The following is a 14,504-nucleotide window of genomic DNA, read 5'->3' as shown; positions in this document are numbered from 1 at the left end:
CCTCATATCCCCGCCGCGTGGCGGACAAGCGTTTCCGGGGTCAACTCGTCACCCGCGAGCTCGGCGGCCATGCGGCCTTCGCGCATCACGATGACGCGGTCCGACATGCCGAGCACTTCGGGGATCTCCGAGCTGACCATGATGACGGCCAGCCCCTCGGCGGCCAGTTCGGCCATGAATTCATGCACCGCGGCCTTCGATCCGATGTCGATGCCCTTGGTCGGCTCGTCGAGGATGATCACCTTGGGCCGGGTCGCCAGCCACTTGGCGATCACCACCTTCTGCTGGTTGCCACCTGACAATGTGCCCAGTTCGGTCTCGAGCGAGGCGGCCCGCAGGTCGAGCCTTTGGGTGTACTCGCGGGCAAGGGAAAATTCCTCGGCCAGCCGCAGAAACCCGTTCTTCGAGGTGCGGCCCAGCGAGGGCAGGGTGACGTTCTGAAAGATCGGCAGCGCGGTGATCGCGCCCTGCTTGCCACGGTCCTCGGGCACATAGACGATGCCGGCCTCGACCGCGTCGGCGGGCGAGTGGATGGCGACCGGCGCGCCCTCGATATGGACCTGCCCGGCCGAGGGCTTGGTGATGCCGAAGAGCGCTTGCATGAACTCCGACCTCCCGGCGCCGACCAGCCCGTAGAAGCCGAGGATCTCGCCGCGTTTCAGGCTGAAGCCGATGTCGGCGAACTCGGTCGGATGGCACATGCCCTCGACGCGCAGCACCTCGGCGCCGGGGTTGGCCGCGCGGCTGGGGAAAATCTGGCTGACGTCGCGGCCGACCATCATCTTGACCAGATCGGCCTCGGTGACATCGGCAATCCGCCCGTCGCCGATGAACTGGCCGTCGCGAAACACGGTGAAGCGGTCGGCGATGCGGAAGATCTCGTCGAACTTGTGGCTGATGAAGAGGATCGCCTTGCCCTGCGCTTTCAGCGTCTCGACCAGCTCGTAAAGCTCCTCGATCTCCTTGTGCGACAGCGCGGCGGTGGGCTCATCCATGATCACCACGCGGGCGTCGATCGACAGCGCGCGGGCGATCGCCACCAGGTGCTTGCTGGCAATCCCGAGGTCGCGCAGCTTGTGGGCCGGGTCGATCTCGGCGCCGATGCCCGACAGGATCTCGCGCGCCCGGCGCTCCATGGAGGCCCAGTCGATCAGCCCGAAGCGGCCGCGCGGCGCATGGCCGAGAAAGATGTTCTCGGCGACGGAAAGCTCGTCAAAGAGCACGGTCTCCTGATGGATCGCGGTGATCCCGGCATCGGCCGCGTCCTGCGCCGTGGCAAAGCGGGTCGGCTGCCCGTCGACCAGGATCGCGCCGCCGTCGGGCTGGTAGATGCCGGTCAGCGTCTTGACCACGGTGGATTTGCCGGCACCGTTCTCGCCGATCAGCGCGGTCACCTGCCCGGGATAGAGCCGCAGCGAGACACCATCCAGCGCCTTGACGCCGGGAAAGCTCTTGGTGATCCCGTCGAGCGCCAGCACGGGGGTGTCCGTCATGGCAATGGTGGTGGCTTCGGCCTGCATCAACATCCGGTCAGCCCTTCTTCTGGCTAAGAGTATTCCTGAGGGGAGCCGGGGGCAAAGACCCCCGGTTGATATTGTGGGTCCGGGGGCGCAGCCCCCGGCCTGTCGACACGCGCCGGCGTGGCGAAATCAGAAGATCGACTTGAAGTCGTCGATGTTCGAGCTGTCGTAGACGAAGGGGTCTGCCATCGCAGCAGAGTTCGTCTCGTCCAGTGTGATCGTGCCCATCCGGCCGATGGAGATCTCGGCACCCGGTTCCGCCGTGGCCTCGCCAGAGGCCAGCGCATGGGCGATCATCGCCGCCGAATAGCCGAGGTCGATCGGGTTCCAGATGGCAAAGCTCTTCGACGCGCCGCTCTCGATGGCACCCGCCATTTCCGAGGGCAGCCCGAGGCCGGTCACGTTGACCTCACCGATCTTGCCGGCGTCTTCGACGGCCTGCGCGGCGGCCACGATGCCCACCGAGGTCGGCGCGATGATCGCGTCGAGATCGGGGTGCGACTGCATCAGGCCCTGCGCCTCGCGATAGGACTTGTCGGCGAGATCGTCGCCATAGACGGTCGAGACCACCTCGATGGCGGGATAGTCGCCCATCACCTTGGTCATCTCCTCGATCCAGATGTTCTGGTTGGTCGATGTCGTGGTGGCCGAGAGCAGCGCCACCTTGCCGCCCTCGGGCATGTGATCGGCGGCCAGCTTGATGATCATGTTGCCGATCAGCGGGTTGGACGAGGGGTTGAGATGGACCTGACGGCCCTCTTCGGCGACGCCCGAGTCCCAGGAGATCACGGTGATGCCACGCTGCTGCGCCTTCTTCAGCGTCGGCACCAGCGCGTCGGTGTCATTGGCCGAGACGGCGATGGCGTCGACGCCTTGTGCGATCAGCGAGTTGATCACCTCGATCTGGCCCTCGGCGGTGGTGTCGGTCGGACCGGTATAGATGATCTCGACATTGCCGAGCTCTTCGGCGGCTTCCTCGGCGCCCTTGTGCGCGGCCTCGAAAAAGCCGATGCCGAGCGCCTTGACCACCAGCGCGATGCGCATGTTGTCCTGCGCCATGGCGGATGTGCCCATGAGCGATGCGCCGAGGCTGAGGCCGATGGCGAGTTTGGTGAAAATGCGTCGTTTCATGATGGTTTCCTCCCTGAAAACACGAATGGTGAGGCGGTTTACGAGGCCGCTTCGTCCTCTTCCTGCGCCGCGCCCGATTGCGCGACGATCAGTGTCACATCGGCCGCCTCGAGCATGGCGGCGGCCTTGTCGGTGATGCCCTCGTCGGTGATCACCGTGTCGATCCGCCCCAGCGGGCAGAGCACCAGGCTGGAGCGGTTGTCGAATTTCGTGCTGTCGACCAGCACCACCAGCTCGTCGGCCTGGCCGATCAGCTTCTGTTCGGCCTGGATGAGCAGCGGGTCGGCCTCCATCAGCCCGATGGGCCCGAGCCCCTGCGCCCCCATGAACATGCGGCGGGCATAGAAATTGCGGGTCACGTCGTTGTCGAAGGGCGACAGGATGATGTTCTGCTCGCGGTAGATCGCGCCGCCAGAGAGCATGATGGTGTTCTTGGAATGCTTCAGCAGGTGCTCGGCGATCGGGAACGAGTTGGTAAAGACCTGACACCGGCGCGACGCCAGCGGATGCACCATCTGGAACGTGGTGGTGCCGCCGTTGATGATGATCGAGTCGCCATCTTCGCAAAGGTCGACCGCCGCCCGGGCAATCGCCTGCTTCTGCTTGGCGCGCATCGTCTGGTTGACCGAGAACGGCCGCCCGGCAAGGCCCACGAACTGCGGCGGGCTGATCGCCTCGGCGCCGCCACGGACGCGGCGCAGCTTCTTTTGCATGTGCAGGGCGGCGATGTCGCGGCGGATCGTGGCCTCTGACGCCTCGGTCAGGTTGCACAGGTCGGCCACCGTCACCATCGGGCGATCCTGGACGGCGGAAAGAATGATCCTGTGGCGTTCTGTCTCGTGCATGGCGGCCTCCCTTGGTGGCTCACAATCCGCGAATCCCGGCTTTCTGTCAATCAAAAATAATCAGAAACAATCATTCTGCGGCGCAGAATGATTATTCATGATCGAAAATGATTGACTTGAGCGGCGCGACGCAGCAGTGTCCGGCGCAAGCCATCATGCAGGGCGCGCGGCGCCATATGGGAGGACACCATGCTGAAAACCGTTGAAACGCAGCTTCTTGAGAACCGCTGGGACGAGGCCGAGGCGGCCGGGAAAAGCGAATCGGAGCTGCTTCTCTATCGCTCGAACATCCTTGGAGCCGACAAGCGCGTGACCAATTATGGCGGCGGCAATACCTCGGCCAAGGTGATGGAGACCGACCCGCTCAGCGGCCAGGAGGTCGAGGTGCTCTGGGTCAAGGGTTCGGGCGGCGATATCGGCTCGATCAAGATGGACGGCTTTGCCACGCTCTATCAGGAAAAGCTCGAGGCGCTGAAGGGGCTCTATCGCGGCGTCGCGTTCGAGGACGAGATGGTGGGCTACCTGCCGCATTGCACCTATCGGCTGAACCCGCGCGCGGCCTCGATCGACACGCCGCTGCACGCCTATGTGCCGCGCAAGCATGTCGATCACGTGCATGCCGACGCGATCATCGCGATTGCGGCGTCGAAGAATTCCAAGGAGCTGACACAGGAGATCTTCGGCGACAGCATCGGCTGGCTGCCGTGGAAGAAGCCGGGCTACGAGCTGGGTCTCTGGCTGGGCAAGTTCTGTGAGGAAAACCCCGAGGCCGATGGCGTCGTGCTGGAGAGCCACGGGCTGTTCACCTGGGGCGACACCGCCAAGGATTGCTATGACAAGACCATCGAGGTGATCAACACCGCCACCAAGTGGCTGGGCGAGAAGACCGAGGGCGTTGCGGCCTTTGGCGGTGCCAAGCACCAGAGCCTGACGGAAGAAGAGCGCCGCGCCGTCGCTGCGCGGCTGATGCCCGCCATTCGCGGCTTCGTCTCGGGCAACCAGCATATGGTCGGTCATTTCAACGACAGCGACGCGGTGCTTGAGTTCGTCAATGCGAACGACATGGAGCCGCTGGCGGCGCTCGGCACCTCCTGCCCGGACCACTTCCTGCGCACCAAGATCCGCCCGCTGGTGGTGAATTTCGATCCTGCGCAAGGCAACCTCGACGAGGTGCTGGCCGGACTGCCGGCGCAGATCGAGGCCTACCGCGAGGAGTACAAGGCCTATTATGAGCGCTGCAAGCATGACGACAGCCCGGCGCTGCGCGACCCCAACGCGGTGGTCTATCTGGTGCCCGGCGTCGGCATGATCACCTTTGCCAAGGACAAGGCCACGGCGCGGATCTCGGGCGAGTTCTACGTCAACGCGATCAACGTGATGCGCGGCGCGTCCTCGGTCAGCGAATACACCGGGCTGCCGGAACAGGAGGCCTTTGACATCGAGTACTGGCTTCTGGAAGAGGCCAAGCTGCAACGCATGCCGAAGCCGAAATCGCTGGCCGGCCGGGTGGCTCTGGTCACCGGCGGGGCAGGCGGCATCGGCTCGGCGACCGCCGAGCGCTACCTGCGCGAAGGGGCCTGCGTGATGCTGGCCGATATCAACGACGCGGCGCTGGCCTCGACGCAAGCCAACCTGACGCAGCGCTTCGGCAAGGATGTGGTGCGGACCGTCAACATGAACGTCACCGACGAGACCGCCGTGGCCCGCGCCTATGCAGAAATCGCGGTCGAGTTCGGCGGGGTCGACATTCTGGTGTCGAACGCCGGCATCGCGTCCTCGGCCCCGGTCGAGGAGACCTCGCTGGCGCTGTGGAACAAGAACATGGACATCCTCAGCACGGGCTATTTCCTCGTTAGCCGCGAGGCTTTCAAGCTGATGCGGGTGCAGGCCATGGGCGGTGCCATCGTCTTTGTTGCCTCCAAGAACGGCCTTGCCGCCAGCCCCAACGCCAGCGCCTATTGCACGGCGAAAGCCTCGGAAATCCACCTTGCGCGCTGCCTGGCGCTGGAAGGCGCGGAGGCGGGCATCCGGGTCAATGTGGTCAACCCCGACGCGGTGCTGCGCGGCTCGAAGATCTGGGAAGGCGAATGGCTGGAACAGCGCGCCGGCACCTATGGCACCGACAAGGAAGGGCTTGAGGAGATGTACCGCAACCGCTCGATGCTGAAACGCTCGGTGCTGCCCGAGGATATCGCCGAGGCGGCGTATTTCCTCGCCTCGGACCTCTCGGCGAAGTCGACCGGCAACATCCTCAATGTCGATGCCGGCAACGTTCAGGCGTTCACGCGCTGAGCGGGCAGGGGAGGAGAAACCATGAGCACCTATGAGAGCGCCAAGGCGCAGTTTGCCGACTGGGGCGTCGACGTCGAGGCGGCGCTGGCGCGGCTCGGGACCATCCCGATCTCGATGCATTGCTGGCAGGGCGATGACGTGGTCGGTTTCGAGACGCGCACGGGCAGTTCCGGTGGCGGCATACAGGCCACCGGCAACCATCCGGGCCGGGCGCGCACGCCAGACGAGCTGCGCGCCGACCTGGATTTCGCCTACGGGCAGATCCCGGGGTCGCACCGGCTGAACCTGCATGCGATGTATCTCGATAGCGATCAGACCCCGGACCGCGACGAGATCGAATATGCGCATTTCGCGCCCTGGGTCGACTGGGCCAAGGGCGCGGGCGTCGGGCTGGATTTCAACCCGACGTTCTTTGCCCATGAAAAGGCCGACGACAACCTGACGCTGTCGCACCCCGACAAAGGCGTGCGCGACTTCTGGATCGAGCATGGCAAGCGGTCGCGTGATATCGCCGCGAAGATGGGGGCCGCGCTGGGCTCGGCCTGCGTCAACAACATCTGGGTGCCTGATGGCTACAAGGACGTGCCGGTGGACCGGATGGCGGCGCGGCGGCGTCTGGAAGCGTCGCTCGACGAGATGCTGGCCCCGGCGCAGGACCGGGCGCAGATGCTCGATGCGGTGGAAAGCAAGCTTTTCGGCATCGGCGTCGAGGCCTGCACGGTGGGCAGCCACGAGTTCTACATGGGCTACGCGATCCGCAAGGGCACGGCTCTTTGTCTCGACATGGGGCATTTCCACCCGACCGAGAATGTCGCCGACAAGCTGTCATCGGTGGCGCTGTCAGTGGACGAGATCCTGCTGCATGTCAGCCGGCCGATGCGCTGGGACAGCGACCATGTGATCCTGCTCAACGATGACATCCAGGCGATGGCCAACGAGCTGGTCAGCGGCGACCTGCTGGGGCGGACCCATATCGGGCTCGATTTCTTCGACGCCACGATCAGCCGCACCGCCGCCTGGGTGATCGGCACGCGCAACATGCAAAAGGCGCTGATGCGCGCGCTGCTCTTGCCGCTCGACCGGCTCAGGGCGGCGGAAACCGGGATGGATTACACCCGCCGGTTCCTGCTGACCGAAGAGATCAAGGACCTGCCCTATGGCGCGGTCTGGGCCGAATTCTGTGCCCGCGCCGAGGTGCCCGAAGGGCTGGCGCTGATCGAGACGCTCGACCGATATCAGGCCTCGGTCGCCAGCCGCGGATAGGACATGATCGCCGCCCCTCGGGGCGGCGATTTCTTTTGACGCAAGGGGCCAAAAGGTTTGACAGGCCACGCGCTGCCTCCTAACCTACTACATGGTAGATAACGGAGGAGATATCATGCCCGCCCTTAAGACCATTGCCATTGTTGCAGCGGCCAGCGCCTTTGCCGCGCCGCTTGCCGCCCAGGATTACAGCTGGAAACCCGACCGTCCGATCAACATCATCGTGCCGTGGTCGGCCGGCGGCTCGACCGACCAGGTGACCCGCGTCGTCGCCCCGATTCTCGAAGAGGCGCTGGGTACCGAGGTCGTGGTGGTCAACCAGCCGGGGGCCTCGGGCTCGACCGGGACCAAGGCCGCGCTCGACGCGCCGCGCGACGGCTATACCTGGACCGCCAATGCGATTGCCAACAACGCCACCTATGCGGTGACCGGGCTGATCGAGGACACCTCGATCGAGGATTACCACATCTACCTGCACGTCGCGAATGTGCCGGTGGTCAGCGTCAACGCCAATGCGCCCTACCAGACCTTCCCCGAACTGCTTGAGGCGATGAAGTCGGGCTCTGTCACCGTCGGCACCGCCGGGGTGAACTCCTCGGGCGGCATGGCGCTGGCGGCGATCAAGGAAAGCGCCGAGGGTGATCTCTCTGGCGCACGGATGATCACCTATGACGGCGGCAACCCGGCGGTGATCGCCGCGGCCAGCGGCGAGGTCGAGGTGACCACCCAGCTGGCAGTGGAGCAAACCGAGATGATCCGCGCCGGCCGCCTGCGGGCGCTGACCGTGCTGTCCGACACCGCGCTCGAGGTCGAGGGCATCGACCCGGTGCCGCCGATCACCGACTTCATGCCCGATTTCCACGTCGCGGCCGACTACTTCGGCGTCTTCATCCCGATGGGCGCGCCGCAGGAAGTCTATGACACCGTCGATCAGGTCTGGCAGGATCACGTGATGACCAGCGATGCGCTGAAATCCTATGCCACCGACCGCGGTGCCGTCTTTGCCCCGAGCTACGGCGAGGCCGCGCTTGAAAAGGCGATGCCGGTTGTGATCGCCGAGGCCTGTGCCCGCGTCACCCGCGGCGAAGCGGTGGTCAGCCCGTCCGACATCGGCATCGATTGCCCGGCTGAATAATCTGCGGTCCGGGCGCGGCCCCCTCGGCTGCGCCCGGATCCCGTTGCGACCGGAGTGCGCTCCGGCAGACTTGAAGGTGACCCTCATGCACATGGCCTTGGCCGACCGTCTCACGGCGGTTGCACTCTTTTTGTTGGGGCTGGCGCTGCTCTCTGGCGGCTACACGATGGACCGGCTCGAAATCCGCCAGATCCACCCCGCCTCGATCCCCGGACTGGTGCCGATGATCCTCGGCGTGCTGCTGGCGCTCTGCGCCGCGCTGCTGTTCCTGTCGTCGTTCAAATCCGCGGCGCGCAATGACGCACTGGTGCTGGTCGGCGGCTCGTGGTCGCGGCTCGGCCTGACCGGCGCGATCTGCACCGTCTATGCGCTGGGGCTGGTGGGCTGGTTGCCGTATTTCTGGGCCACCTTCCTCTTTGCCAGCGCCTTTGCGCTGCTGTTTTCCTTTCCGCTCGATGGCGCGCGCCGGGCGCAGCTGATCGCCGCCGCCTCGGCACTGGCGCTGGGGCTGGCGATTGCGCTGGGTTCGTCGCTGCTGTTCCGCGAGCTTTTCCTGGTGCGTCTGCCATGAGCGGGCTGGGCGATCTGATCACCGGGCTGGGCACGCTGGCCACGCCCGAGATGCTGTTTCACGCCGCATGGGCGACGCTCCTGGGCATCATCGTGGGGTCGCTGCCGGGGCTGACGGCGACCATGGGCGTGGCGCTGATGACCACGCTGACCTATTCGCTGGATTCAACCACCGCGATCCTGGTGCTGGTCTGCATGTATGTGGGTGCGATCTACGGCGGCTCGCGCAGTGCCATCCTGCTCAACATCCCCGGCACGCCGGCCAGCGCCGCGACCTCGCTCGACGGCTATCCGCTGGCGAAACAGGGCAGGGCGGGCTACGCCATGGGGCTGGCCACCGCCGGCTCGGCGCTGGGCACCCTGGCGGGGGTCTTCATGCTGGTGCTGGTGGCGCCGCCGCTGGCCGAGGCCGCGCTCAACTTCGGCAGTTTCGAGTTCTTCTGGCTGGCGGTCTTCGGCGTGCTGATCTCTGGCCAGCTGACCGCGGACACCACGCCGCTCAAGGGCTATATCGCCGGGCTGCTGGGCCTTGCGGTGGCGATGATCGGCTCCGAGGGCATCCACGCCCATGTGCGCTTCAACCTCGGGGTGCAGGACCTCAATGCCGGCATCGCGCTGATCCCGGCCATGGTCGGGGCCTTCGGCTTTGCCGAGGTGCTGACCGCGATGTGGAACCGCGCCGGGCAGCTGGCGATGACCAAGGACAAGAGCGACAAGACGCTGCCAGACCTGGTCGATCTGTGGCGCTACAAGTTCACCATCGCGCGCTCCGGCCTGATCGGCACCATGGTCGGCATCATCCCCGGCGTGGGCGAGGATATCGGCGCCTGGGCGAGCTATGCCGCCGCGCGCAAGACCTCGAAGGAGAAGGAGAAGTTCGGCCATGGCAGCCACGAGGGGCTGATCGCGGCCGAGACCGGCAACTCGGCGGTGGTGCCCGGCTCGCTTATTCCGGCGATCACGCTTGCGGTGCCCGGCTCGGCGTCCTCGGCTGTGCTGATCGCGGCGCTCTTCATCCACGGCATAAGGCCCGGTCCGCTGATCATGATCGAGCAGCCGGACTTCATCGGGCTGATCAGCGCCATGGTGGTTATCGCGACGCTGTTCATGGCCTTCTACGGGCTGACGCTGACACGGGCCTTCGTGCAGGTGCTCAAGGTGCCCTATGCCTACCTGATGCCGGTGGTCTTCGTGCTTTGCGTGATCGGCACCTATGCGCTGAGCCAGAGGATCTTCGACATCTGGATCATGGTGTTCTTCGGGCTGGTGGGTTTCCTGCTGCGGCAGATGAAATATCCGATGGCGCCACTGGTGCTGGGCATCATCCTCGGCGACCTGCTCGACAAGAGCCTGCGCCGCGGGCTGACCCTGAGCGATGGCGAGCTGGCGCCGTTCTTCACGCGGCCGGTGTCGGCGGGGTTCGTGGCGCTGATCGTGCTGTCGATCGCGCTGAACCTGCCGGCGGTGCGGCGGGTGGCGATGGCGCCCCTGCGCTGGTTCGAGGCGCGGCGCGGTGCTTGAGTATACGCTGTGCAACGAGCTTCTGGCCGAGGAAGGCAAGCCGCTGGCCGAACAGGCGCGGATTGCCGCCGAGCTGGGCTATGTCGGGCTGGAACTGGCGCCGGCCACCCTCGGCGCGGCGCCGCATCGGCTGAGTGCCTCCGAAGTGGCCACGATCCGGCAGACCGTCGAGGACGCCGGGCTGCGGGTCACCGGGCTGCACTGGCTGTTGAGCGGCTACCCGGAGGCCTCGATCACCGATCCGGCGCGGCAGGGCGCGGCGCGCGACATCCTGGCTGGCCTCGTTGATCTCTGCGCCGACCTCGGCGGCGCGGTGCTGATCCACGGCTCGCCCAGGCAACGCCTGCGGCCCGGCGGCATGGAGGACGCGGCGCTGATCGCCTTTCTGGCCGATTTCTTCACCCCGGTGGCCCGTCAGGCCGAGGCGCGCGGCGTGACCTATTGCATCGAGCCGCTGTCGCGGGCCGAGGACAACACTGTCAACACCGTGGCCGAAGGGCTGGCGTTGGCCGAGGCGATTGCCAGCCCGGCCTTCCGCACCATGATCGACATGAGCGCCGCCGGCCAGACCGAGCCGCCGGTCTCCGAGCTGATCCGGCGCTGGGTGCCCGGCGGCCAGATCGGCCACATCCACGCCAATGACACCAACCGCGGCGCGCCCGGCATGGGCGACGATCCGCATTTCGACATCATCAAGGCACTGCGCGACACCGGCTGGGACCGCCCCGTCGGCGTCGAGCCGTTCCGCTGCCGCGTCAACGCCAGCGTGACCGCGGCAATCGGCATCGCCACCTTGAAAGCCTATGAAAGGGCCGCCCAATGACCCGCATCGAAATTCTGTCTGCCAGCTGGTCGGAGCGCCCGGTGGTGATGCGCCTGCCGTTCCAGTTCGGCAGCACCGAGGTGCGCGAGACCGCCGAGGCGCATTGCCGCGTCGAGATCGCGGTCGACGGCCGCCGGGCCGAGGGCCGCTCGGCGCAGCTGATGGTGCCGCGCTGGTTCAACAAGGCGCCCGAGATGAGCAACGCCGACACCATTGACGAACTGCGCCGGGTGGTCTCGGCCGCGGTCGAGGCGGCACCGGGGCAGGCGGGCAGCGCGCTGGAGATCACCCGCGCCCTGCGGGCCGATCTGGCGCGCAATGCCGCGGTGCCGCGCCTGGCGCTGGGCTTTGGCCCCTCGCTGGTGGAAATGGCGGTGATCGACGCGCTCTGCCGGGCGCTGGAGCTGCCCTTCTGGCAGGCGGCCAAGGGGGATGCCTTCGGCCTCGCCGCCGGCTGCCCCGAGGACCTGAGCGCCGACGACGTGACCCGCGCGCTGACGCGCATCGCGGCGCCCGAGCGGCTGGTGCTGCGCCATACGGTGGGCTTCGACGCGCCGCTGCTGCGCGCCGAGGTGGGCGCGGATGCGCCCGACGATGGCCTGCCGGTCTCGCTCGAGGAGGTGATCGACCAGACCGGCATTTCCGCCTTCAAGATCAAGCTCAAGGGCGACCCCGACGCCGACCACAAGCGGTTGCGCGACATCGCGGCGCTGATCGACCGGAGTGGCGATTACGCGGTGACGCTGGACGCCAACGAGCAATACGCCCCCGGCGATTTCGACCGGCTGCTGCCTGCACTGGCCGGCGACGGGGCACTCGACCGGCTCTATCCGGCGATCCGTTTCGTCGAACAGCCCTTCCCGCGAGAGATCGCGCTGCAGACCGAGGTGTCCGCGCCGCTGCCGCTGATCATCGATGAGAGCGACGACAGCGAGGATGCCTTTGCCCGCGCGCTCAAGCTTGGCTGGTCCGGCACCTCGATCAAGAGCTGCAAGGGCGTGTTGCGGGCGCTGCTCAACAAGGCGCGGGCCGAGGCCGCCGGCGCGCATCTCTCTGGCGAGGACCTGACCTGCCAGCCGGGGATCTGCTGGCTGCAGGATGCGGCGATGATGTCGGCCTGCGGGGTGCGCGACGTGGAGCGCAACGGCCACCATTTCGCCGGCGGCCTGCAGGGCGCCCCGGCGCAAGAGCGCGCGGCGCTGCTGGCCGAGCATGGCGACGTGCTGGCGGAACGGGAGGGCCGGGTGGTGCTTCGGATCAAGGGCGGCGGGGTCGAGATCGGCTCTCTGGCACGGCCGGGTCTGGGCTGATAGGATGGGCGTCTGATCACAGGTGAAGAGGGCGAATGGCCAAGCAAGTGACCCCGATCCGCAAGGACCGCAAGCGCAACCCGGAAGTGACACGCGCCGCGATCCTCAACGCCGCGCTGCAGGAATTCAGCGAGGTCGGCCACTCCGGCGCCCGGGTCGACCGCATCGCCGCCCGCGCCGGGGTCAGCAAGCCGATGATCTACGACTACTTCGGCGACAAGGACGCACTTTATTCTGCTGCCCTGCGCGAGGCCTATGTGCAAATCCGGCAGGGCGAGATGACGCTCAACCTCGATACGCTGGCGCCGGAAGAGGCCATCCGCGCGCTGGTGATGTTCACCATGAACCACTTCTGGAACAATCCGTGGTTCATCCGCATGCTCAACACCGAGAACCTGATGGGCGGCACCACGGTGCGCACGCTCGAGGATGCCGCCGACATCCAGTCGGTGCTGCTGCGGCGGGTCGAGGAGATTCTGCGCCGCGGCCACGAAGTGGGGCTGTTCCGCGCCAGCATCACCCCGGTCGAGCTCTATATCTTCATCGCCTCGGTCTGCTGGTTCCCGATCTCCAACATGCACACGCTGTCGGTGGTGTTCCAGCAGCCGATCGGCGAGGACTGGCTGACCGATCACGCCGAGAAGGCTGCGATGATGATCAACGGCTACCTCAAGGCCGACGACCCCGCCACCTCCTGACCGCATCTCCTGTCGTTTGTCCGACGGCCGTCCCGCTCCGCCTTGGGCGCGGCAAAGGCGGGCCGCGTGCCGCGCTTTCCGGAGCAGGGCGGCACGGCGATGCTTGACAGGAATCACGTAACCTACTAATTGGTAGTTTAAGAGCTACCATCCGGTAGGAACCAGACATTCCGCCCACCGGCCCGCCTCGGGAGAGCGGGCGGCGGATGTGCAGACACAGCAAGGGAAGAGACAATGGCTACACAACGCATCGGCATCATCATGCATGGCGTGACCGGACGGATGGGGATGAACCAGCACCTGATCCGCTCGGTTCTGGCAATCCGCGACCAGGGCGGCATGCTGCTCAAGAACGGCGACCGTCTGGTGCCCGATGTGATCATCGTCGGCCGCAACGAGAAAAAGATCGCCGAGCTGGCCGCGCAACACGGCGTCGAGCGCTACACCACCGATCTCGACGCGGCACTGGCCAATCCCGACGACACCATCTTCTTTGACGCCGCCAGCACCCAGATGCGCCCCGGCCTGCTGCGCAAGGCGATCGACGCCGGCAAGCATGTCTATTCCGAGAAGCCGGTCTCAGAGGGTCTCGACGAGGCCATTGCCATCGCCAAACACGCCAAGGCCAAAGGCGTCAAGAACGGCATCGTTCATGACAAGCTCGACCTGCCGGGCCTGTTGAAGCTCAAGCGCCTGCGCGACAGCGGCTTCTTCGGCAAGATCCTCAGCGTGCGCGGCGAATTCGGCTACTGGGTGTTCGAGGGCGACTGGATGCAGGCGCAGCGCCCGTCGTGGAACTACCGCAAGCAGGACGGCGGCGGCATGGTCTCCGACATGCTCTGCCACTGGCGCTATGTGCTCGACAACGTCGTGGCACCTGTCAAGGCGGTGAACTGCACTGCCGTGACCCACATTCCCGAGCGCTGGGACGAGAACGGCGAACGCTATGACGCCACCGCCGATGATGCCGCCTATGCCACGTTTGAGCTGGAGGGCGACATCATCGCCCAGCTGAACAGCTCGTGGTGCACCCGCGTGCGCCGCGACGATCTGGTGACCTTCCACATCGATGGCACCCATGGCAGCGCCGTGGCCGGTCTGCACACCTGCTACAGCCAGTCGCGGGTCAATACGCCCAAGCCGGTCTGGAACCCCGACCAGAAGCAGACCATGAACTTCTTCGAGGATTGGGTGGAAGTGCCCGACAACAAGGACTTCGACAACGGCTTCAAGGTCCAGTGGGAGCAGTTCCTGCGCCACGTGGTCGAGGATGCGCCGTGGTCCTACACCCTCGAAGAGGGCGCCAAGGGCGTGCAGCTGGCCGAGCTGGGCTACAAGAGCTCGGAAGAGCGCCGCTGGCTCGACGTGCCGGCGCTGGACATCTGAGGGCGCTGAC

12 protein-coding genes are annotated in these 14,504 nt (G+C 66.1%); 9 read left to right on the top strand and 3 right to left on the bottom strand.

Annotated features, from left to right (window positions below; genetic code table 11):
* Positions 1-2: 2 nt before the first annotated feature.
* The 3 genes from VOI27_RS11060 to VOI27_RS11050 all read right to left on the bottom strand — a co-directional run bounded on the left by VOI27_RS11060 (position 3) and on the right by VOI27_RS11050 (position 3,496).
* Positions 3-1,526, bottom strand: a complete 1,524-nt coding sequence (locus VOI27_RS11060) for a sugar ABC transporter ATP-binding protein (RefSeq protein WP_323765406.1) — start codon at positions 1,524-1,526, stop codon at positions 3-5.
* 123 nt (positions 1,527-1,649) lie between these two features.
* Positions 1,650-2,651 (bottom strand): rhamnose ABC transporter substrate-binding protein, encoded by a 1,002-nt coding sequence (gene rhaS, locus VOI27_RS11055; protein ID WP_323765405.1) that lies wholly within the window; start codon positions 2,649-2,651, stop codon positions 1,650-1,652.
* Between the two features lie 38 nt (positions 2,652-2,689).
* Positions 2,690-3,496 (bottom strand): DeoR/GlpR family DNA-binding transcription regulator, encoded by an 807-nt coding sequence (locus VOI27_RS11050; RefSeq protein ID WP_323765404.1) that lies wholly within the window; start codon positions 3,494-3,496, stop codon positions 2,690-2,692.
* Positions 3,497-3,685: 189 nt separating this feature from the next.
* Here VOI27_RS11050 and VOI27_RS11045 point away from each other — a divergent pair, with 189 nt between their 5' ends.
* From VOI27_RS11045 to VOI27_RS11005, 9 genes are all read left to right on the top strand, one after another.
* Complete coding sequence (locus VOI27_RS11045) at positions 3,686-5,788, top strand: bifunctional rhamnulose-1-phosphate aldolase/short-chain dehydrogenase (protein WP_323765403.1); 2,103 nt, start codon at positions 3,686-3,688, stop codon at positions 5,786-5,788.
* A gap of 21 nt (positions 5,789-5,809) precedes the next feature.
* Positions 5,810-7,051, top strand: a complete 1,242-nt coding sequence (locus tag VOI27_RS11040) for an L-rhamnose isomerase (protein WP_323765402.1) — start codon at positions 5,810-5,812, stop codon at positions 7,049-7,051.
* Positions 7,052-7,166: 115 nt separating this feature from the next.
* The gene (locus tag VOI27_RS11035; protein WP_323765401.1) at positions 7,167-8,186 is read left to right on the top strand and encodes a tripartite tricarboxylate transporter substrate binding protein; all 1,020 of its coding nucleotides are present in this window, start codon (positions 7,167-7,169) and stop codon (positions 8,184-8,186) included.
* An 85-nt stretch (positions 8,187-8,271) separates the two neighbouring features.
* Positions 8,272-8,757: a tripartite tricarboxylate transporter TctB family protein gene (locus VOI27_RS11030; protein WP_323765474.1), complete on the top strand. Its 486-nt coding sequence runs from the start codon at positions 8,272-8,274 to the stop codon at positions 8,755-8,757.
* Complete coding sequence (locus tag VOI27_RS11025; protein WP_323765400.1) at positions 8,754-10,277, top strand: tripartite tricarboxylate transporter permease; 1,524 nt, start codon at positions 8,754-8,756, stop codon at positions 10,275-10,277. Before VOI27_RS11030 ends, VOI27_RS11025 begins: the two co-directional genes overlap by 4 nt.
* Positions 10,270-11,100 (top strand): sugar phosphate isomerase/epimerase family protein, encoded by an 831-nt coding sequence (locus VOI27_RS11020; protein ID WP_323765399.1) that lies wholly within the window; start codon positions 10,270-10,272, stop codon positions 11,098-11,100. Before VOI27_RS11025 ends, VOI27_RS11020 begins: the two co-directional genes overlap by 8 nt.
* Positions 11,097-12,410 carry an enolase C-terminal domain-like protein gene (locus VOI27_RS11015; RefSeq protein WP_323765398.1) on the top strand — a complete coding sequence of 438 codons (1,314 nt, stop codon included), beginning with the start codon at positions 11,097-11,099 and terminating at the stop codon, positions 12,408-12,410. The genes VOI27_RS11020 and VOI27_RS11015 overlap by 4 nt, the downstream gene beginning before the upstream one ends.
* A 35-nt stretch (positions 12,411-12,445) precedes the next feature.
* Positions 12,446-13,108: a TetR/AcrR family transcriptional regulator gene (locus VOI27_RS11010; RefSeq protein WP_323765397.1), complete on the top strand. Its 663-nt coding sequence runs from the start codon at positions 12,446-12,448 to the stop codon at positions 13,106-13,108.
* A gap of 234 nt (positions 13,109-13,342) precedes the next feature.
* Positions 13,343-14,494 (top strand): Gfo/Idh/MocA family oxidoreductase, encoded by a 1,152-nt coding sequence (locus VOI27_RS11005; protein ID WP_323765396.1) that lies wholly within the window; start codon positions 13,343-13,345, stop codon positions 14,492-14,494.
* Positions 14,495-14,504: the final 10 nt, after the last annotated feature.

The organism is Marinovum sp. (assembly GCF_034669705.1).
In the GTDB taxonomy this organism is placed as follows: domain Bacteria; phylum Pseudomonadota; class Alphaproteobacteria; order Rhodobacterales; family Rhodobacteraceae; genus Marinovum.
Note: the sequence above shows the minus strand (reverse complement) of the source record. Positions and strands in the feature narration are given on the sequence as shown.